Below are 19,856 nucleotides of genomic sequence, written 5' to 3'. Positions count from 1 at the left end.
CGTGTTTCTTCTATTATATTGATTCTTTCAAGAACTGATTAATTATCTTTTTGACGAATTAAGTCCGTTAACCTAATTTATTTAAAAAAACCTTAGAACTATGTCATATTTTAGGGTATAATAGGAATAGATTATTTTATTACAACAAAAGAATGAAAATCGACCAGCTAATATGCTTCCTTACATACAGGAAAATGAATTTACTAAAGTTTCTTTTAATTACTAATTAGTTATCAACATCCATTCTCTTAAAAACTAAATTTACATCTATTCTTATAACTACGAACTATAATTTTTGATATTTTCATTTTTTACTTTATAGCAATCACACCCATTCATTACCCTTTTCTTCCAATTTTAAGCATTGTTTTTCATAAGTTTAATATTTTTTCTCAGTTTTTTTAATCTCTTTTTTTACCATTAATTCAAAATAATGGATATTTTTGTGACAATTATGACAAAAACTCCTCTATCTAAATTTACTAGAAAAATATATTAATACCATGGTTTTATTAAGTTTTTTTACCTATAGTTTTCTGAATATTCAAATTATTAGATATGTATTTGACATATTCCCGTTATATCAGTAATGAATTTATCATCTCCTCGTTATTACTTCTTTCTCGTAAACCTGATAAGATTGTCACTGTTAGCTCAAAACAAACAATTTTAGGAGGTTCAAACTACATGAAGAAAACTTTGTTATCATTCGTAGCGGTAGCTTCCATCGCCGTTGCTATGGGCGGACCCCAAGCATCTGCCCAAGAAATCACAATCAAAAAAGGTGATACACTATGGGGTATCTCAAATAAATACGACACTTCTGTTGATCATATTAAAGAACTCAATAATTTAGATTCCGATATCATTATTGAGAATACTAAATTGATCGTAAAGGAAGACCAACCAAAAACTTATACCGTTAAAAAAGGTGATAGTCTTTGGAAGATAGCTGTTAAAAATAAAATCTCTATTAATCAGCTAAAAAGTTGGAATAGCTTAAATTCAGAAATTATTCAACCAGGTCAAGTCCTTAATTTGTCTGGTGTAGGCCAACCGGCAAAAAATAATACTGAAGCTGTTCAACAAAAAACAACAACTACATCAACAACTACTAAAACTGAAACAAAAACAGAGACAACAACTACTACTGCAAAGTCTACTGGGCAAAAAGCAGGAAAAACTCTCTCTGTTTCAGCCACAGCTTATACAGCTAGTTGTAACGGTTGTTCTGGCGTCACTGCTACCGGAGTCGATTTAAATGCGAATCCAAATGCTAAAGTAATCGCAGTTGACCCTAGTGTAATTCCATTAGGTTCAAAAGTTTATGTTGAAGGTTATGGATATGCTACTGCTGCTGATACCGGTGGTGCTATTAAAGGGAACAAAATAGATGTTTTCATCCCTACACAAGATGCTGCTCTTAATTGGGGACGTAAACAAGTTAACATTCAAATTTTAAACTAACACATTTCGCTTTAAACGACACCTTCGAGTTTACATCCAGTTCTCGAAGGTGTTTTATATATATTTTTCTTTTTCAATCTACTATTTCTCCTTAAAAACAACTGAAATACATTCTTACTCACCCTGTCTAAACCTACGTACAACACTATAAATATATCAAGAACAATTACAATCAATTAATTTTATTTATGATCTATTCATCCTCATGACTTCTTAAGGGTATCGGGGATTTAAATAGCATGACCTCTTTAAAGTCAGGTTCCGCTCATCTTCCATTTATAATGATAAAGATAGAACTTTGTGATGCTACTGACAAAACAATAAGCCAATCTTTTTTAATCTAATTGTGTTTATTAAAATCTGTTTCTCGTATTTTTATTGGCTTATTAAATCTTGAAAAATCACATATTTATTTCTTATGAATTATGAATTGAGAATCATCGGTTACTTCAATAAATCATCTATGTCCATTCAATGAACCACTTCCTGTAAAGTAATTCCTATATAGGAATTTAAATAGCTACTCGAATATACTTATTCTACATCTCCAAATCATTATTTATCATTTCTTTAAGTATTATGATTTACTAATTAACTTTGTGGGTCGCTTCTATAAAATGCTGTTTTCTAATAGATTTTGATTTATAAAAAGAATAAAATTACTATTTTGTGGTGCCATTATATATGAAGTTAGCTACTTCAACAAACCAAAAAAGAGTATGTCATAGAGGAAAATAAACATTTTGAGGATGTTTATACAGGGGATTATCTAAAATTATTCGTGATAATGAGACAGGAGTCCTATATTTTCATGATAGCTTTCCAGCTTCCGAATTGACTGTCATGGGCGATAAAGGATGGAAAGCCTTTAATTGATAATAATCTCCCATTCCGCAGTCGGGGACTTAGTTGAATAATCCGTTGTCCGTTTCCTAATGAAGCTGGCTTTTTCACACTTCCATAAATATTTTTCCGTGATAAACTTTATATCTTTGTTAAAGGTATTTGATTCACTCGTTCTTTGGTCGCAAAGAGTTGATCAAATTAGTAACAAATCCCCTATACAAAGAGCATACCTCCATTAACAGTTATGCTTGTTCATTAATCTATTAATCATGTACTACTTGTATTTATTCATTTTTTCGACTTTATGGCCGCCAAACTCATTTCTTAAAGCAGCTACAACCTTACCGTTAAATGTGTCATTTTCCTGTGAGCGAAAACGCATTAATAGGGCCAATGCCATTACTGGTGTCGAGGCTTGAAGGTCTAAAGCAGTTTCTAGTGCCCATTTTCCTTCACCAGACGAATGCATAACTCCCTTAATTTCTTCCAAACGGGCATCTTTAGCAAAAGCTTGCTCCGTTAATTCCATTAACCAGGAGCGCACAACCGATCCATTATTCCAGACTCTTGCTACTTGTTCATAATCAAAATTAAACTCACTTTTTTCGAGGATTTCAAATCCCTCACCAATAGCTGCCATCATCCCATACTCAATTCCGTTATGAACCATTTTTAAATAATGTCCGCTCCCCGAATCACCTGCATATAAGTACCCATTTGGTACGGAAGTGGCTGCAAATAATGGTTCAATTACTTTCCATGCGTTTTGATTGCCACCAATCATATAACATGCCCCATTTCTTGCTCCTTCCATTCCCCCTGCCAAATTCATCCCCATCTTGCCAAGACCGATTAAACCTACCTTCATCAAGTCTCCTCCTTATTAATATCTTTATTAGTTACATACCGTTATTTTCAACAAATAAACATTTCAATCCGTTACATCTTGCCAATAGTCTAATACTAAACTTTCGAATTCTTAATTGTGTAGTGAGGTTTCCAATTCTTTGCCTATTCAACAAAAATTAGTTAAAATTCTATATAGATAAATAATAAAGGAGAGTAATAAGATGGAAATTTGCAAAGAATGCTTTGATGGGAATATAGTTGATGAACAACATGAGCAATATGAAAATCTAGATCGTGAGTTAGTTCGCCTTATTGAAGTAAGCCATTTTTCCTATGACGAAGCCTTTAAAAGGGCAACCAGATTATATCCTGCCATAAAGAAATGTCCTGAGTGCAATGACTGAAACTAAATTTAATAGCTTAAATTTAGTTTCAGTCATTGATCAAACCATCATTCAATCGTGTAAATAAAAATGAGGTATTTTTATGGTTAAATTAAAAGATTCTCAGCAGGAAAAACAAGATATAAAAGTATATATCGGCGATCACTATCATTCATTTTTAAATGAGAATCATAGAATTAAAAGATGGAATTTTTTCGGTTTAGTCTTCGGGATGTTCTGGCTTGCGTATCGAAAAAGATATCTGATTGTCGGTATTTTCATCCTGATTGATATTTTAGTATCTCTCCTATTCCGTAACCACCTGTTTTATTGGTTAGTTTTTGCCGCATTAATGCACCTTTATATAGGCAGAAGCGGTAATCTTTTATATTTAGCCGGTACAAAAAAACATGTTGAACAGATAAGACGTAGACATCCACATCTCGATGAAAAGGAGATGAAACGCTTACTAATAAAAAAAGGGCGAACCAGCTGGTGTACTATTCTGCCTTTACTTATCTATTTTGTTCTTATTCATACCTATGTGTTTATCGACGATATTAAAATTATAGTAGCCTCATATTTTTAAATGATACTTAACAAAAAATTAGAGTGATTATCCAAATCACTCTAACACTATTGACCTATAAGGTTTTCAATTTAGATCAGACGATTCCTATCCTTCGGCAAATATGTACATTTTTCCCTCTGTCTAGCATAATTAGACCCCAAAATTACTTCAGCGAAAATTCCATAATGGATAACCTTACAGAAGTTGATTATTCTTCGTTCTCCTTTTGTTCTTTTACAGAAATACTTACTGGTTTTTTCGTCACTGGGTTCTACTATTAATTGTTCCTCTTGTTTATTGTCTAAAAGATTTCCTTCAATAACATCCTCTTTTTCAGCCTCAGATTGATTATTATATTCCCCATCTACCTCATACCAGTCTTCAGGAATTTCGTAATAAACCCCTGGCTCATCAGTTGTTTCTCCACCTTCAAAATATCCTCCGTCAATCTCTTCATCTTCTTCCTCAAAATGATAATCACCGGTCTCCGTATAAAAAAAGCCTGTTATATCACTCTCCGATAACGGATTTGAAACCCAACCACTGATAAACGAATAAACATCCTTCAGGGGAATGCTAACCCAATTGATTCATCCTCAATCGATCTCGCTGAATTGATTCCAATTACTTTGCCTGATTTTACAGATACTAATGGACCGCCACTGCTTCCAGGAGATATCCGAGCAGTCATTTGGTAAATATTTTCATATATACGCTCCCCAATATAAAAACTTCGGTTAATGGCTGCAATTGTTCCCAAAGTTGCTGTATTAGTTTTTCCGAGCGGACTCCCCAATGCTATTACTTCCTCACCTATCGAAGCATATTCCTGGGTAGCTAGCCCCAAGGATTGCTGATTCGCCATTTCAGGTATCCTGATAATTGCGACATCATGGATATTCGAATATCCAATGACTTTTCCTGCATAGGATTGACTTGTATAATCGATTGCTGTTATATCAACAGAGCCCTCTACTACATGAGCATTTGTAAGGATATCTCCATGATCATTAATGATAAATCCAGTACCTTGATTATCCTCAGTGAAAATAGTAAAAACTTTTGCAAGTGATTCAGTTATAATCTCAGAAACCTCTTTTTTGGTATCTACTTTTATTTCAGTTGCCGGTTTAGGCGTTGTTTTAATTTCCTCTGCTTGATTCGTTTTTCCATTCTCTTTATGTACCAATTTTATTTCTTTTATGCTTCCATATTCGACCTGCTTATGATTATCCGTTTGATTTGCAGCTAATAAATAGATGCTTGCTGAAAGAATAGCGATGATACTAAAAGAAACCAAGACAACTTTTGATCTCTTTCTTTTTGGTCCATTCTTCAATTTACCACAATGCAAACAGTACTTACTTCGGGTATTTATTTCATTCTGACAATAGCGACATTTCATTCTTTACACCTGCTTCTTCATTGACAGCTAAATGACCATCATCTCTTATACATTATTTCGTCATTCACGCCAGAAAAATGAAGCATGGTCATAAAATATTCTACAATTCAGCGTAGAATAGCCTAATAAGAGCTAAACTGAAAAAGAAAAACGATAGCACACCGTTTACTATAGCTAATCCCATATGTTTTAAACGTATTTGTTCAATACACGTCACCATAAACATGAATCCTATCGACATATGCAAGTACGGATAAAGCCAAATGCTCGCTAACGACAAAAATAAGCTATTACAATTACAAATGAAGAACTGATGAACTTAAAAACTTTCATAAAAACTCCTTTTATCCTTTTTACCTAAAATCTTCCCTTAGCATGTTACCATACTTTAAACCGCCAGATGAATAAAGAACATAAACAAAACAAGGATTGCTCAATAAACTGCTTCTGTTCAGCTTATTAGACAATCGCTTCATTTACCTTTGAACATTTTAAATAAAAGAATTTCTTAATTTTCTATGTTGGAAATTTTTAAACACGATTCCATGGGTAGGTGAGAACAAAAACACGTCCAAAAATCAAGCCAGACACTGCAACCATACAACCGGCAATAGAGACATCTAAAACAACGGCTGTGTAATAACCGAAAACGGAGCTTACCCCAACTATTAAACTGATCATAATCATGACACTCAGGCGCTCTGTTAAAAGATAGGCAGTTGAGGCCGGTATAATCAACATACCTATAACAAGAATAGCGCCCACACTCTCCCCCCTTTAAAAAACACTTATAAACCTTTAAAATATCAATATCACTAAAAAAGTTTTATAAGTGTATCTATTCCATCCCATTCGCTCTCCAAGAACCCTTTTTATTTATAATAATTATAAATAAAAAATATTACAGTTTTGGTCATTTAAAAGAACTTTCTCCATATTAAATTTTAGTTAACAATATCGAAAATCTAGCTATGGTGAAAATTCAGATAAAATTATATAATTAAATCTTATAGGACACCATACACACATGTTTCTTATAAAAAACTCATGTTAAGAGTAGAATAATAAATTAGGAGGGAACTTGTATGAAGGTCATTGTGTATAAAAAAGATATCGATCAATTCCTGGCTGATTTTAAATCTATCTCTTCTTATGATGAAGTTGGTAAGAAGTATTACTTTATCTTTGAAGACCATATTAGAGGTGGCCACTGGACCTTAATGTTTTATGATAAAGAAGGAAAATGGACAGCGCATGGTAAGGGAGAGTTTTATAGCGACATAGATGAATTACAGCTTTCAGGTGATCAATTAAAACTTTTCATTTACAAAAACAGAAAATATATTAATAATGTGATTCGACAATTAAGAGTAGCTATTCCATCTTAAGTCTTAGGATCCACAGACAATATAAAGAAGCCAGTGTTTACATTTAAACACTGGCTTCTTTATTAGTTCTCTAGTACTTTGATAAATTCACGCATGTAATCCGGTAAATCAGGCGGGCGTCGACTTGAAACAATATGTCCGTCTACGATAACCGCTTCATCATACCAGGAAGCTCCTGCATTGACCATATCATCTCGTATTCCAGGTGTACTTGTCACCTTTACTCCCTTTAAAATATCAGCTGATATCAATACCCAGCCTGCATGGCAAATTTGTCCGATTGGTTTTTGCTGTTCATCCATTTTTTGGATAAACTCTAATACTTCTGGAAATCTGCGAAGTTTATCAGGAGCCCAGCCTCCAGGAACTAAAACTGCGTCATAATCATTTGGATTTACTTCTGCAAAGCTATACTCACTTTCTGCGGGTACGCCATACTTGCCAATATACTTGACTTTTGCCTGTTCACCCGCCAAATGAACTATTGCTCCTTCTTCACGCAGTCGATGAATTGGATACCACAATTCGAGGTCCTCAAATTCATGATGTACAAAACTTAGAATCTTCTTATCCTTTAATCTCATAATGTCACTCCCTATCAATCATTTCTTATGTACCTATTCCCTATTCTTATAAAACTATTCTTCGTAATCATATCAACCACTTATGCATTTATTAAATCAATTTTATCAACACACTTTAGCAACTCAAGATAAAACGGAATATTCGCATTTTAGACTACACATCTAGCCTATTTATTTATAAAATTATATTAAAATAACAAGAGGGAGATTCATATGAGAAAATTAAACACAAGAAAAATAGTACTATTATTTGTTTTAGCAGGTTTGTTTAGCCTCGGATTAATCATTCAATATTACTATCAGCATTCTAAAGCTTCCGCTGAGCTGGAACAATTAAATAAAGAAATTAATCTTGCTAAAGAAAACAATAAACAGTTGGAAAGGGAAATCATAAATTTACACAAAGAAATCGAAAAATACGCCGAAGAGGAATCACCTATTACCGATGATGTTGATTCAAATATAAACTCCACAGAAGATAAAATAAACACTGCTGATACAACGAATACGGTTGAAGATGAAACAACCAAACTCTCGTCTGATGAAGAAAACGAAAAACAACAGGGCACTTCTGATCTCGAATCCGCTCAGGATCAGGCTATTAATCTCGTAAAGGATCATATTAATTATACCAATGAATCAAACGTTCATTTCGAAGTCCAAGGGAAGATATCAGGCACTGAGGATTTATCTATACATGTATATGAAGTAGTAGTTGATGAGGGAGAAAGCCAGCATACCGCAACCTGGGGATGGTATGGAGTTAACGTTACAACAGGAAAAGTTTACGAAATTAATGGTTGAGCCATACTGATTGGCAATACTTAAATATGGATTACGGCATTGTTTAGACAACAAGAAGGATAAAAGAGATCATAGGCACAATTTGGGTGATTTCTAATTATGCACGATAAAAAGACATATAAAATGTACTATAAAGAGACATTTTACACCTTATTACTCGCTCATTTGTAACTTTTGTCCTATAATATATATATACAATACGTTTCGTAAAAGGTGGGAGCAACCATGAAATCCTCTTTTGGAAGCAGGTTAAAAGAGTTGCGTAAAGAGAAGCGTTTGTCACAGGAAGAACTAGGAGCTATTATAGGGGTCGCACAATCAACCATGGGATCTTACGAACGGGAAACACGCGAACCAAGTATTGACGGAATATTGGAACTTGCCCATTATTTTGATGTATCTGTCGATTATTTACTGGGTAACTCTAATGAACGAAAAATACCTGAATTAACACAGTTACAAGGATCCTATGACTTGCATAAATTCATGCATGAGAATGAGATTGTGCTATATGGCAGAACCTTAACAGAGGATGAAAAACAGCGTCTGTTAGATATCTCATTAGGCCTCTTCTATCGTTAATCATTTACCGGATACAGGCAGCTTAAAAGCTGCCTGTATTTAACTAGTTTCGTATAAATAATACACTACGGTACCTTTCAGTACCTCCTGCTCTTTTTGATTAATAGCAGAAACGATAAAATGTAACTCACTTTCTAATTTTGTTTCAAGCTTTGCTTTTAATCTTATTGAATCGTTCAAAAAGACCATGTCACGAAAACGAATTGTAAAATCTTTTATAAATCCATCCTCATAATAAGGGGTAAACAGTTTTGACAGATTCCCCATTGTCCACATTCCATGTGCTATAATACCCGGAAGTCCTAATCTTTTTGCTTGCTCCTCATCCTTATGGATAGGATTATGATCCCCAGAAGCATTAGCGTATTCAACCAATGCTTCTTTAGAAACAGGTTCCAATTTTACTTCTTCCAATTCATCACCAGTCTGTATATCAAGCAAACATGTCATGCTTTCAACTCCTTTTGCACAACTTCATTTATAATAATGACAATGGTAGAAGTAAATATCGAGTTTCCTTCTTTATCTTCACCATTGTTTTCAATCCGCAAAATGCCCATTTTTCCGTTACTTCCAGTTCTCTCTTTATAATCTTTTACTTTTGCAAAACAATATACTTCTTCATCTATTAATAAAGGTCTCTCATAATGATAGATTTGCTCTCCATGGATTAGTCCTTTAGATGGCAGCTCCAGACCTTCTAACTCTCCATAATTGAATACTCTTGGATATGTTGGTGGAGCGATATTCTCACCGTATCTTGATTTCTTGCCATATTCCCGATCAACATATATAGGATGCTCATCTCCAATTGCTTTGGCAAATTGTTTAACACGTTCTCTGTCAACTCTATTTAACACTCGATTTGATCTCTTGCCTACTGCTTGAGCAAACATTCATCTCACCTCAATTAATTTTTAGGTCCACCTGCCACATATAAAACCTGTCCGTTTACAAACGAAGACTTTTCATCAGCAAAAAATAAAACAGCGTTAGCAATATCTTCAGGTTTACCACTGCGTCCAACAGGAATGATTGAAACATTTGCTTCAATTAACTGTTCAAATGGTATACCGACTCGAGCAGCTGTCTCCTTTGTCATATCTGTTTCAATAAATCCAGGTGCCACTGAATTAGCCGTAATACCAAACCCACCCAGTTCAATAGCCAAGGTTTTAGTAAACCCCTGCAAACCGGCCTTTGCTGCAGAATAATTCACTTGCCCTCTGTTCCCAAGCGCTGAGGTGGAGGAGATATTAATAATGCGCCCATACTTTTGCTGGACCATATATTTTTGCGCTGCTCTAGTCATATTAAAGGAGCCCTTCAAGTGAACATCCATTACCAATTGCCAATCTGTATCTGTCATTTTAAAAATCAGGTTATCTCGGATGACTCCTGCATTATTAACCAGAATATAAATAGCGCCATAGTGTTCATATACTTCCTTTACAGCTTTCTCCACTTCCTCTGATGAAGTAACATCTGCAACACGAGTCATACAATCAAATTCTTTCTGTTTAAATTGTTCCGCAGTCGCTTGCAGTGCTTCTTCATTTACATCAAAAAGCGCTACCTTAGCACCTTGTACGGCCAAATTTTCTGCAATTGCTTTACCTATCCCTCTACTTCCTCCGGTAATAATGGCCACTCTATTTTCAAATCTCCCAGTCATGCTACGTTCACATCCCTTTCAAATAAGATAAACGTTAATTATTTCTACAAAAACCACAAAATTCCTTTTATTAGGAGTTGATTCAGCTAAATTCTCCTATTTTAACATGACCTTTTATAAGATTACGGGCGATGATCATTCGCTGGATTTCGTCAGTTCCATCATAAATTCTCCAAAGTCTTGCTTCACGGTACCAACGCTCAATCGGTAATTCTCTCGTATAACCCATACCACCATGAATTTGTAAAACCCGATCGACCACCCGATTTCCCATATTGGCCCCATACAATTTTGCAATCGACGCTACATGCCGGTTATCTTCCCCATAATCAAGAGTAAATGCAGCATTTAAGGTAAGCCACCTCGCTGCTTCAATCTCAACCGCAGAATCAGCTATCTGCCATTGAATGGCTTGTCGCTCGGCAATTGGTTTACCGAATGTGATACGCTCCTTTGCATAATCAATTGCCATTTGCAATAATCGCTCAGCCGCACCAACAGCGCGCGCTCCTACAATCCATCTTGCAAAGCCAATCCATTCAAGCCCTAAATTATATCCTTTATGCAATTCACCTAAGATATTTTCCTCAGGAACTCGAACATTATCAAACACTAATCCGGCTGGACCTCCTTCCCCCATCGTTTGGATAAACTCAGAACGCCATCCCATATCACGGTCTACGATAAAACAGGTTACTCCTTCACGACCTCTTGATTCGATGTGCTGTTGTTTATCGGTAATTGCCATGGCCATAACAAAGTCAGCATCATTTCCTCCCGTAATAAAGGTCTTCTCTCCATTAAGGACCCATTCTGAGCCATTCTTTACAGCTGTCATTTTTATATTTTGCGTATCCGAGCCTGCACCTGGTTCTGTCATGGCGAAACAGGATTTCTTGTCACCGTTTATTGTAGGGATCAAGTATTTTTTCTTTTGTTCATCATTTGCATAGTACAGAATATTGTCCGCTGAACCGCCAAAGGTGAAAGGGACAAACGTTTTGGCTACCTCAATAGCTACAATAGCCATCATCATCTGACCTAAGTCAGCGCCGCCATATTCTTCAGGTGTGTTAATGCCCCAAAATCCAGCTTCCTTCGCTTTTAATTGTAATTCCTTAAGCTTACCCGGAGAGAGGCTTGGTTTCCCTTCTCGTTCATTTCGTAACACTTCATTTTCTAATGGCATTAATTCCTTTTCCACAAATCTACGAATTGTTTTTTGAACCATTTTTTGTTCATCAGTTAAACGTAAATACATACTAATCCCCCTATCATTTAAATACTAACCAGTCGGTATGTTTTATTTACAGATGCTCTATAGAGCACCTGAATAGATTTACTAGATTTATAGAGTCGAGTGTTCTTACTTAAATCATGCCAACTTCGCTTTCAGAAGTTCTATAGATCTCTTCAATTTTCTTTCCTCTCGCCCTTGATAGAATATCCATTCTAATTTGAAGCTGCTTCATGGAAAAGTTAACAACCTCTTCAGGGCTTGTCCCAAATGCCTCTATATCCGCATCTGTTAATCCCTCTTCCACAATTGTTAGAGCCAGCGGCGTTAACTCCGCCATCCGTTTCATGACAACATCATCATATATATGAGGATGCTCACAAATCAAACGCTGAAGCAAGTAAGTACCATAGCCGATATGGCGAGATTCATCCCTCTTCAAATTGCCAATTCCCTCAAGCAATCCTGGCATTAAATTTGATTTTTCCAGCGATTGATAAAATGAAAAATATCCCGTTTCAGCAAGTACCCCTTCTACAAACATGTTATATACAGTGGAGGCATCCGCAATCGCCTCAGGTGATTGATCTGTAAGCAGGCGATCCATTGCATTTGGTAAAATGACTTGAAATACTTGCTTATACGTATCTGTTAATAAAGGATTTAACTCACCCTTTTCTCCAATTGCGTCCAAGACGGCTCTAAAAAATTCAGTATGCTTTGCTTCTTCAAACAGGAAGGTAGTCAGGAACATTTCCTCTTCAATCCGTCCCTCCTTGGCAATTGCCATCATAAGCGGTAATAAATCAAGTGTGACAGCTTCTTCTCCTGCCTGAAATTGTGAAAGAAGACGAAGAATGCTATGCCTTTGTCCCGGTGTTGCCTGCTTCCAATCCGTAGCATCCTTTGTAAAATCGATATCAGCTGGATTCCATGTCCCCACCCTTTTTGCTTTTTGATACAAACGATATGGAAATGAATCTACCAAGAGGCCTCTTGACGTAGCTGTAATGGTTTCTCTCATATTTATAAACTCCCTTCATTAAAATTATTTATAGTCCCGCTCTATTATTCTCTCGGATGCGGCAGTTCGGAGATGAGTCTTCAGAATTTTCCCTACACCATTCCGCGGTAGTGCATCAAAAAATAATATTTTTCTTGGCGTTTTATTTTTTGCAAGATGTTCCTGGCAATATGCAATTAGTTCCTCTTCCTGGATATCTTTTTTTGATTCCCTGACAATGCATGCTACCAACTCTTCACCCATACTGGCATCTGGTATTCCAATGACAGCCACTTCAGATACCGCATGATGCTGACTTAATATCTCCTCTACATCACGTGGATAAATATTGAATCCTCCACGGATAACTAAATCTTTTTTTCGGTCGACAATATATAAATAACCATCTTCGTCGATACGTCCTAAATCTCCCGTATGCAACCAACCGTCTATTAATACGTTGTTTGTTTCGCTTTCATTGTGAAAATAACCGGGTGTCACATTTTCTCCCTTCACCACCACTTCTCCAATCTCACCGGTTGGCAGCTCCAAAGCCAATCCATCCACAATTTTAATTTGTACCCCCGGTATAGGAAATCCAACAGATCCGGGTCTAACCGGCTGACCCTTTTTATGAGCTGTAACAATAGGTGAGGCCTCAGATAATCCATAACCTTCATAAACCTTTGCCCCAAACCTTTCTTCAAATGCTGCCAGCAAGGCAGTGGGTAATGGCGCAGAACCTGAACTTATAGATTCCAAGCTTTGAAGATCGTATTGATTATAATCAGGATACGAGACCAAGGCATGAATCATGGCAGGAACACTGGCAAACGATTTAATTCTGTGCTTTTCTATTGCTGCTAATGTTTTTGCAGGGTCAAACCTGGAGAAGATAACAATTGAACTTCCCACTATGTAACATGTATTTGATATGGTTAACCCATACACATGAGCTAGCGGAAGAATTCCGAGTGTCGTTCCTCTCTCTGTATTAGCATGTTTGGCAGAGTTAACCGCATTTGAATAGAGGTTTGAATGAGTCAGCATAACTCCCTTTGGGTTACCTGTAGTACCTGAGGTATAGAGAATAACAGCAGTATCTTTTGAATCGATATCTATAGAAAATCGCTTGTCCAAATTCTCATTGGAATCCATATATTCATATATATTAATCGCAGTACTGGAAGTATCATCATCTGTAATAATTACGGTTGGTTTTATGTTTAATAAATCAATCGCTTGTTGGATATGATCGAGTATGATTTTAGAGGTGATAATTAGTTTGGCTCCGCAATTTGCGGCAATATAGGCAATTTCTTTTGGATGGAGTGAAAACATAACAGGTACAATGATAGCACCGGCTCTTGTTATCCCTTGATACGCAATTAATACTTCAGGCATATTTGGCATAATGACAAGGATTCTGTCTCCTGGCTGAATCCCTCTATTTCTAAATCCATTGGCCAATCGATTGGCATATCTCCTTGTCTCTACATTTGTAAATTGCTTGTTTCCATAGAATAAAAAAGAGTACTCATCGAATTTTTCAATATTCGAATCAAGCAATTGTGATAGCCTCACTTTTTCTCCTCCAATTCGCGGAATTTTTCACAAAAAAAAATAAATTCTCATGTCTCCAGTTTGAAGCTTCCTATAAGGACCTACCAATTAAAACTACCAATTATATCAAACTGAACACTGCTAATCTTGAAGTGTTATTCCTATTTAAAACGCTACGATACCTCAGAGGATTCATAAATTTACCAAAGGATTTTCAATGTAGCAGTTAACCATTCTCTTGCATATTAGAAACAAAGAAAAATTACGGTACTACTTTACCTTTTTATCTAAAGACTCCAGGACGTAAATAAAAGAATAAACAAAGCCGATTAAACACCCCCTTCGCATGTAAGCGTTTTCAAATAAAATTTTAAAAAACTGTCGATACAAACAAAGCTATCTTTTTTCAGATGATTAATTCCACTATGCTTCTTACAATATGTTCTTTACACGACCTTTAAATTCCTACCTATAATTTAAATATTCAGAAAAATTATTATAATAATTTGTTGGGGGAATAAATTTTTTTGTTGTGGGAATAACCAGCTTTTTATACAGATTGATAGACCAAGTCCCTGGTTACAAGAAGAATGAACAGATAAAGGCACTCAGCATAAAAATCTGAACTAAGAAAGTTAGATAAGCAGCTAACTTTTATGTACAGTTCATAAACCGAGTGCTTTTATCTATATATGAATATTTCAGATTATTAAATCTATTTCATTCAGTTTAAGTGCTAGTTTTATAGACAGATACAGGTTACATGGATGATGATCTAACTACTTTGTAATTATTATGGCGCACGACCGTTCTCGGTGTTTCATAACAAAAATGCTCTGCTACTTCTTCATCTATTTCAACAATACATGATAACTCCCTAACAATTGATACTTTTCCTAAAATAGAAAGACCACGTCGCTCAAATTCAACGATATCTCCCACTTTACCTTTATCCTCTATAGCAAGTTCATTTAGTAGCATATTATCCACTTCTTTTCCTCCTCATCAGACTAATATATAAATTTTTATGCATAATTTAGTAATTAATTCAACAAATCAGTGTAATTTGTGACCATTTACATAGAATTTAACACAAATAGTATTAAGAATCAATTGAGTTTTCAAAAAAAAGAGTCTATTTTCTCATTTTGTTTTCTAATATAACTACTATTCTGATTATTTACTATTTATATCTTAAATAGATAGAAGTACCAGTACGTCTGTCGCTTTGCACTTAAAACCTAACAAAAAAGAATCCAGTCTAGTGCTGAATTCTTTTAATCTAAACTTTTAGAATATCATTTTTCAAAATTACGAAACTTTCTATTAAACAGCCTTCATGATTTCAAAGAAAGATCATTAAGTGAGACTGAACTTTTCTATTTTATCTTTTAGCTTTAATGCGTTATTATAGCGTTTCATTAGTATGGATGCTTTACAATTAATGTTTATAGTTGTTTGATTGGAAAGGTATACGTAACACTCACTACTATCAATCGGGTCGCATCCTCGATAGTGATCTAGTGCTATCCAAGCACATTCTACATCACGACAAGAATGAGTCGGAAACATATAAATACTATGTTGGCCGCTAATCTGCAGAGGCAAAATATAACTTCCTCCCAGATATGATTTTGAACTGTTTTTTGCCCCCTGATAATCAGCACCATAGCCAATGATACTGTCTTTTAAAATAGCAAGCGGAGATTTCTTCACCATATAAAAAGTATCCTGAAAATATAACTGAGTATACAAATAACCTTCCACAAAAACGGGTAATAAAACCTTTGTATCTATCCTAATATATGGTCTGTTTTCCACTATCATATACTCCACCCTTTTTGAATTATATTTGCTTTCTATTCAATAATGGGTATACTACTATTATGTTGGTATACCCAGCAACAGACTATTGGGCCCGGTCCCCCAGACTGCAGGCCCAATTTCTGATATCCTCTTAATCTCCTTTCCTGGAAATAGATAGGATTTTTATCCTATCCTTAAATAATTATATGACAACCGACATTCTTCTCCAAATCTTTCCTATATCATTTTTTATAAGCCTCTTTACCTTAAAATCTATCGTTTATTTACATCCTTAGGTTTTTATATTATAATAATATATTTTGAAATTGGTATTATAGCAAAATCATAATAAATAAGCAGTTTTTACCGTATAATTTTCATGTTTCCCGTAGGAAAACCTTTAAATTCGGAGAAAATTTACCTGTAAAATTTAATTTTTAATTTTTCACAATAAATTCAAATAAATGCTTTTACGCATTTCAAGAAAATAAAAAGAAGGATGACTCTACTGTCATCCTCCCTACCTTAATCAATCATCCTGTATTACGAAGACCTGCGGCTATACCATTAATCGTATGTAATACCTGAACAACTAATTGGGTATCCACTTCCTTTAAACTTCTTAGTTCTTTAATTAAGTGAACTTGAATGAAATTCAATGGGTCCACATAAGGATTTCGAAGACGAACTGAATCCTTAATATTCGGTGTTTGATCAAGTAATTCTTCATCTCCAGTTATCTCAAGCAGAACTGATTTGGTTTTGTTGTACTCTTCCACTATATCCTCAAATATCCGATCTCCAATTAAAGGATCTTCAACCAAATCAGCATATTCTTTCGCTGTTTTAAGATCTGCTTTCATTAATGCCATTTGCAAATTATCAATTGTGGATCTAAAGAATGGCCAATCCTGATACATCTCTTTCAATGTCTCTATATTGCCTTTTTCTTTATATGCGTATGTTGCTAGACCAGTACCGGAAGCATACCAAGCAGGAAATAACTGTCTGCTTTGTGTCCAGGCAAACACCCAGGGAATAGCTCGTAAATTTTCAAACTTATCACTGTTTTTACGAGCCATCGGTCTGGAACCAATATTCAGTTCACCAATTTCTTTTAGAGGTGTAGCTTGGTTAAAGTAAGTTAAAAAACCTTCATCCTTAAATACAAGTGACTGATATTTTTCATAAGAGATATCAGAGATACTTTCCATGGCGCGTACCCAGCTATCATCCCTTAAATGGCCTTGTTCAGAAGATTTCGAAACATTAGCAGCCGTTTCCAGAAGCGTTGACGTTGCTTGCTCTAAGGAACGATATGCGATGTCTTCTATTAAATAACGAGACGATAATACCTCTCCTTGCTCTGTTATTTTCACCCCGTCTCCCAGTGTTTCGAGCGGCTGAGAGAGAAGACTTCTGCTCAAAGGCCCGCCACCACGGCCAAGAGAACCACCACGTCCGTGAAAGAATTTTGTTGAAATATCATATTCCTTTGCCAATTCATGCAGTTCTATCTGTGCTTTATAAAGCTTCCAATTGGCGGTCAGAGTCCCCCCATCCTTACTGCCATCCGAATACCCCAGCATAATTTCCTGCTGGTTTTTCAGCTTTCTTAGATGCTCACGATAAACTGGCAGGTCAAACAATGCTTTTAAAATAGCAGGTCCGTTTGACAAATCTTCTATTGTTTCTAGTAATGGAGCTACATTCAAATCACTTTCAACTGTACCATCTGCATGAAGCTTATATAATCCTGCTTCTTTGGCCAATAATAAAACTTCCAGCAAATCACTTGCCGAACGTGTCATACTGACGATATAAACCCTAATGGATGCTTTTCCAAATTCTTTATGGGCCTTTTTGATTAATTTAAATACCTTAATAATTTCCTGCGTTTCCTTGGTATATTCTTCATTGTCTAGCAATAGCGGCCTTGGATCCATCAACAATTTTTCCAGCAGCTTTTCTTTTTCAGACTCAGTCAAATTTGCATAACTGTCTGTAATCTTAATTTTCCTTAGGATTTCATCAATGGCACCTGCATGCTCATCACTATGATTTCGAATATCCAATGTTCCAAGATGGAAGCCAAACAACTGAACCTGTCTAATTAATTTATGTAAAAGCTTTAACTGATGCCCTTTTGGATGATGCGTATCTATACTTTCTTTAATCATCAGTAAATCCTCAAGCAGTTCTTCCGATGTTTGATACCCTCGTTCATCATTAGCCACCATGCGGACACGTTCAACCATAATAGCCAATTTACGACGGTACGCTTCATTTTTGACAGGCCATTTTTTATCGTCGTTTATATATTTTGATTCTCCCAATTCTATCGATCTCATTATCTCATCACCAACTCTAATTTGGACTGTTGAGTGAGATAAACGTTTCATTAATTCAATTAAAGCCTTTTCATATTTTTTGAGAACTAATGCTCTGTGTCTATTTACAGTTTCCCATGTAACAGCTGGGGTTACATACGGATTTCCATCCCGATCCCCTCCAATCCATGAACCGAATCGAAGAAAATTTGGCACATTCCAGATTTCACCGCTGTAATGTTCAGTCAATTTGTCTTCTACTTCCTGATGTATTTCGGGTAGGACATCAAAGAAAATCTTATCAAAATAATACAATCCATTTCTGACTTCATCAATGACTGTTGGTTTCCTGTCCCTTAATTCATCAGAATGCCATAAAGTAGTAATCTCATTATAGAGGTCTTCTTTAATTTCCTTATATTCATTTTCGGTTAACATAGGATTATTAAGCGTTTTAAGGAGAAGTAATAATCTCTTTTGGATTTCTAATATAGACCGTTTAGCCGCCTCTGTAGGATGGGCAGTAATAATCAATTCCAGTGATATTCGTTCAAGAACATGCTGTATAATTTCACCACTAATATTTTTATCCTTCATAGATTGGATGGCTTTTTCAATTGAACCAGGCTGCTCATCGGAATTGTTCAGTTGATATTCACGCTTTCGTCGAATACGATGATTTTGTTCAGCTGCATTTATTAAGTGAAAATAAACGGAAAAAGCCTTAATAACTTGCATTCTTGTCTCTGGGCTAAGCATTTCTATTTCCTTTTTTAATGTATGATACGTCTCATCTTCCACGTGTAAACGAAGAGATTTACACATTGTACGAATCTTTTCAACGGTATTAAAAAGCTCTTGTCCACCCTGATAAATGAGAACCTCGCCTAGTATATTGCCTAGCAATTTTACTTCCTTGCGCAACGGCTGATTCGTATCCTGTTTTGTGACCACTCAAAATCCCTCCCACTCTCTAACCAATAAATACTTCAAATATTTCGAGTATTTCTATTAATTATATATAACTATCTAAATAAATGACATTATTTAACTCAATTTCATTGTTTTATTGATAACCATGTATAAAGTGACATATCTCTTTCGCTTTTTGAAAAGGAATATTCCATTGTTGTAAAAGTCATTATAATCAAATAAAATAACTGTATTTATCAGGATTCCTTTGTTCAAAAGCGGAAAATTTAATTAGTCCAGATTCCTCTGGTTGCAGCATTCATATATATATCAACATGTATAATATGTATCTAAGGCAAACTACATAGAGCAATTAAACTCCGAACTGTTACCCGAGAAGACACACACCTGCAAGCATGTATATTGTCATGCCCTATTTGAAAATGTATAC

18 protein-coding genes and 1 pseudogene are annotated in these 19,856 nt (G+C 35.3%); 6 read left to right on the top strand and 13 right to left on the bottom strand.

All coding sequences use genetic code 11. The features are described from left to right. The first annotated feature begins 687 nt into the window (after positions 1-687). Entirely contained in the window at positions 688-1,467 is a 780-nt protein-coding gene (locus tag AC4BHA_RS06050) for a 3D domain-containing protein (protein ID WP_066100154.1), read from the top strand. Positions 1,468-2,587: 1,120 nt separating this feature from the next. Here AC4BHA_RS06050 and AC4BHA_RS06045 read toward each other — a convergent pair. Then, positions 2,588-3,136: pseudogene (locus AC4BHA_RS06045) on the bottom strand (phosphogluconate dehydrogenase (NAD(+)-dependent, decarboxylating)); the annotation flags it as partial. A gap of 247 nt (positions 3,137-3,383) precedes the next feature. On the opposite strand from AC4BHA_RS06045, the gene AC4BHA_RS06040 reads away from it, so the two are divergent. Beyond that, positions 3,384-3,566, top strand: coding sequence for a hypothetical protein (locus tag AC4BHA_RS06040; protein WP_139891195.1), 183 nt, complete (start codon positions 3,384-3,386; stop codon positions 3,564-3,566). Positions 3,567-3,648: 82 nt separating this feature from the next. Next, a complete protein-coding gene (locus AC4BHA_RS06035) occupies positions 3,649-4,134 on the top strand; it encodes a hypothetical protein (protein ID WP_490558297.1) in 486 nt (161 codons plus the stop codon). Between the two features lie 547 nt (positions 4,135-4,681). On the opposite strand, the gene AC4BHA_RS06030 is transcribed toward AC4BHA_RS06035, so the two are convergent. Both AC4BHA_RS06030 and AC4BHA_RS06025 read right to left on the bottom strand, forming a co-directional pair. Further along, positions 4,682-5,521, bottom strand: a complete 840-nt coding sequence (locus AC4BHA_RS06030; RefSeq protein ID WP_490558296.1) for a S1C family serine protease — start codon at positions 5,519-5,521, stop codon at positions 4,682-4,684. Between the two features lie 531 nt (positions 5,522-6,052). Beyond that, the gene (locus AC4BHA_RS06025) at positions 6,053-6,286 is read right to left on the bottom strand and encodes a metal ABC transporter permease (RefSeq protein WP_262365954.1); all 234 of its coding nucleotides are present in this window, start codon (positions 6,284-6,286) and stop codon (positions 6,053-6,055) included. Between the two features lie 320 nt (positions 6,287-6,606). On the opposite strand from AC4BHA_RS06025, the gene AC4BHA_RS06020 reads away from it, so the two are divergent. Then, complete coding sequence (locus AC4BHA_RS06020; protein ID WP_066100171.1) at positions 6,607-6,909, top strand: hypothetical protein; 303 nt, start codon at positions 6,607-6,609, stop codon at positions 6,907-6,909. Between the two features lie 62 nt (positions 6,910-6,971). Here the strand turns inward: AC4BHA_RS06020 and AC4BHA_RS06015 are convergent, their stop codons facing one another. Further along, positions 6,972-7,493, bottom strand: coding sequence for a type 1 glutamine amidotransferase domain-containing protein (locus AC4BHA_RS06015; protein ID WP_139891198.1), 522 nt, complete (start codon positions 7,491-7,493; stop codon positions 6,972-6,974). Between the two features lie 213 nt (positions 7,494-7,706). Here AC4BHA_RS06015 and AC4BHA_RS06010 point away from each other — a divergent pair, with 213 nt between their 5' ends. Together AC4BHA_RS06010 and AC4BHA_RS06005 are read left to right on the top strand one after the other, a co-directional pair. Further along, entirely contained in the window at positions 7,707-8,297 is a 591-nt protein-coding gene (locus AC4BHA_RS06010; RefSeq protein WP_066100175.1) for an FtsB family cell division protein, read from the top strand. Positions 8,298-8,522: 225 nt separating this feature from the next. Then, positions 8,523-8,879 (top strand): helix-turn-helix domain-containing protein, encoded by a 357-nt coding sequence (locus AC4BHA_RS06005; protein ID WP_066100178.1) that lies wholly within the window; start codon positions 8,523-8,525, stop codon positions 8,877-8,879. 39 nt (positions 8,880-8,918) lie between these two features. On the opposite strand, the gene AC4BHA_RS06000 is transcribed toward AC4BHA_RS06005, so the two are convergent. From AC4BHA_RS06000 to ppc, 9 genes are all read right to left on the bottom strand, one after another. After that, complete coding sequence (locus tag AC4BHA_RS06000) at positions 8,919-9,329, bottom strand: MaoC/PaaZ C-terminal domain-containing protein (protein ID WP_490558295.1); 411 nt, start codon at positions 9,327-9,329, stop codon at positions 8,919-8,921. Next, the gene (locus AC4BHA_RS05995) at positions 9,326-9,775 is read right to left on the bottom strand and encodes a MaoC family dehydratase N-terminal domain-containing protein (protein ID WP_066100182.1); all 450 of its coding nucleotides are present in this window, start codon (positions 9,773-9,775) and stop codon (positions 9,326-9,328) included. Before AC4BHA_RS05995 ends, AC4BHA_RS06000 begins: the two co-directional genes overlap by 4 nt. 14 nt (positions 9,776-9,789) lie before the next feature. Beyond that, complete coding sequence (locus AC4BHA_RS05990) at positions 9,790-10,554, bottom strand: beta-ketoacyl-ACP reductase (RefSeq protein WP_490558294.1); 765 nt, start codon at positions 10,552-10,554, stop codon at positions 9,790-9,792. A gap of 82 nt (positions 10,555-10,636) precedes the next feature. Further along, the gene (locus AC4BHA_RS05985; RefSeq protein WP_490558293.1) at positions 10,637-11,815 is read right to left on the bottom strand and encodes an acyl-CoA dehydrogenase family protein; all 1,179 of its coding nucleotides are present in this window, start codon (positions 11,813-11,815) and stop codon (positions 10,637-10,639) included. 109 nt (positions 11,816-11,924) lie between these two features. Next, on the bottom strand, positions 11,925-12,815 hold the full coding sequence (locus AC4BHA_RS05980; RefSeq protein WP_139891201.1) for a R2-like ligand-binding oxidase: 891 nt from the start codon (positions 12,813-12,815) through the stop codon (positions 11,925-11,927). Between the two features lie 24 nt (positions 12,816-12,839). After that, positions 12,840-14,378 (bottom strand): class I adenylate-forming enzyme family protein, encoded by a 1,539-nt coding sequence (locus AC4BHA_RS05975; protein ID WP_490558292.1) that lies wholly within the window; start codon positions 14,376-14,378, stop codon positions 12,840-12,842. A 738-nt stretch (positions 14,379-15,116) separates the two neighbouring features. Then, positions 15,117-15,338, bottom strand: coding sequence for a DUF2187 family protein (locus AC4BHA_RS05970; RefSeq protein ID WP_066102241.1), 222 nt, complete (start codon positions 15,336-15,338; stop codon positions 15,117-15,119). A 378-nt stretch (positions 15,339-15,716) separates the two neighbouring features. Next, the gene (locus AC4BHA_RS05965; RefSeq protein ID WP_490558291.1) at positions 15,717-16,178 is read right to left on the bottom strand and encodes a competence protein ComK; all 462 of its coding nucleotides are present in this window, start codon (positions 16,176-16,178) and stop codon (positions 15,717-15,719) included. A gap of 518 nt (positions 16,179-16,696) precedes the next feature. Next, complete coding sequence (gene ppc / locus AC4BHA_RS05960; protein ID WP_490558290.1) at positions 16,697-19,447, bottom strand: phosphoenolpyruvate carboxylase; 2,751 nt, start codon at positions 19,445-19,447, stop codon at positions 16,697-16,699. Positions 19,448-19,856 lie beyond the last annotated feature (409 nt).

It is taken from the genome of Pradoshia sp. Z3_51 (genome assembly GCF_058215915.1).
The sequence above is the reverse complement of the archived record's forward strand: the minus strand, read 5'-3'. Positions and strand labels throughout refer to the sequence as shown.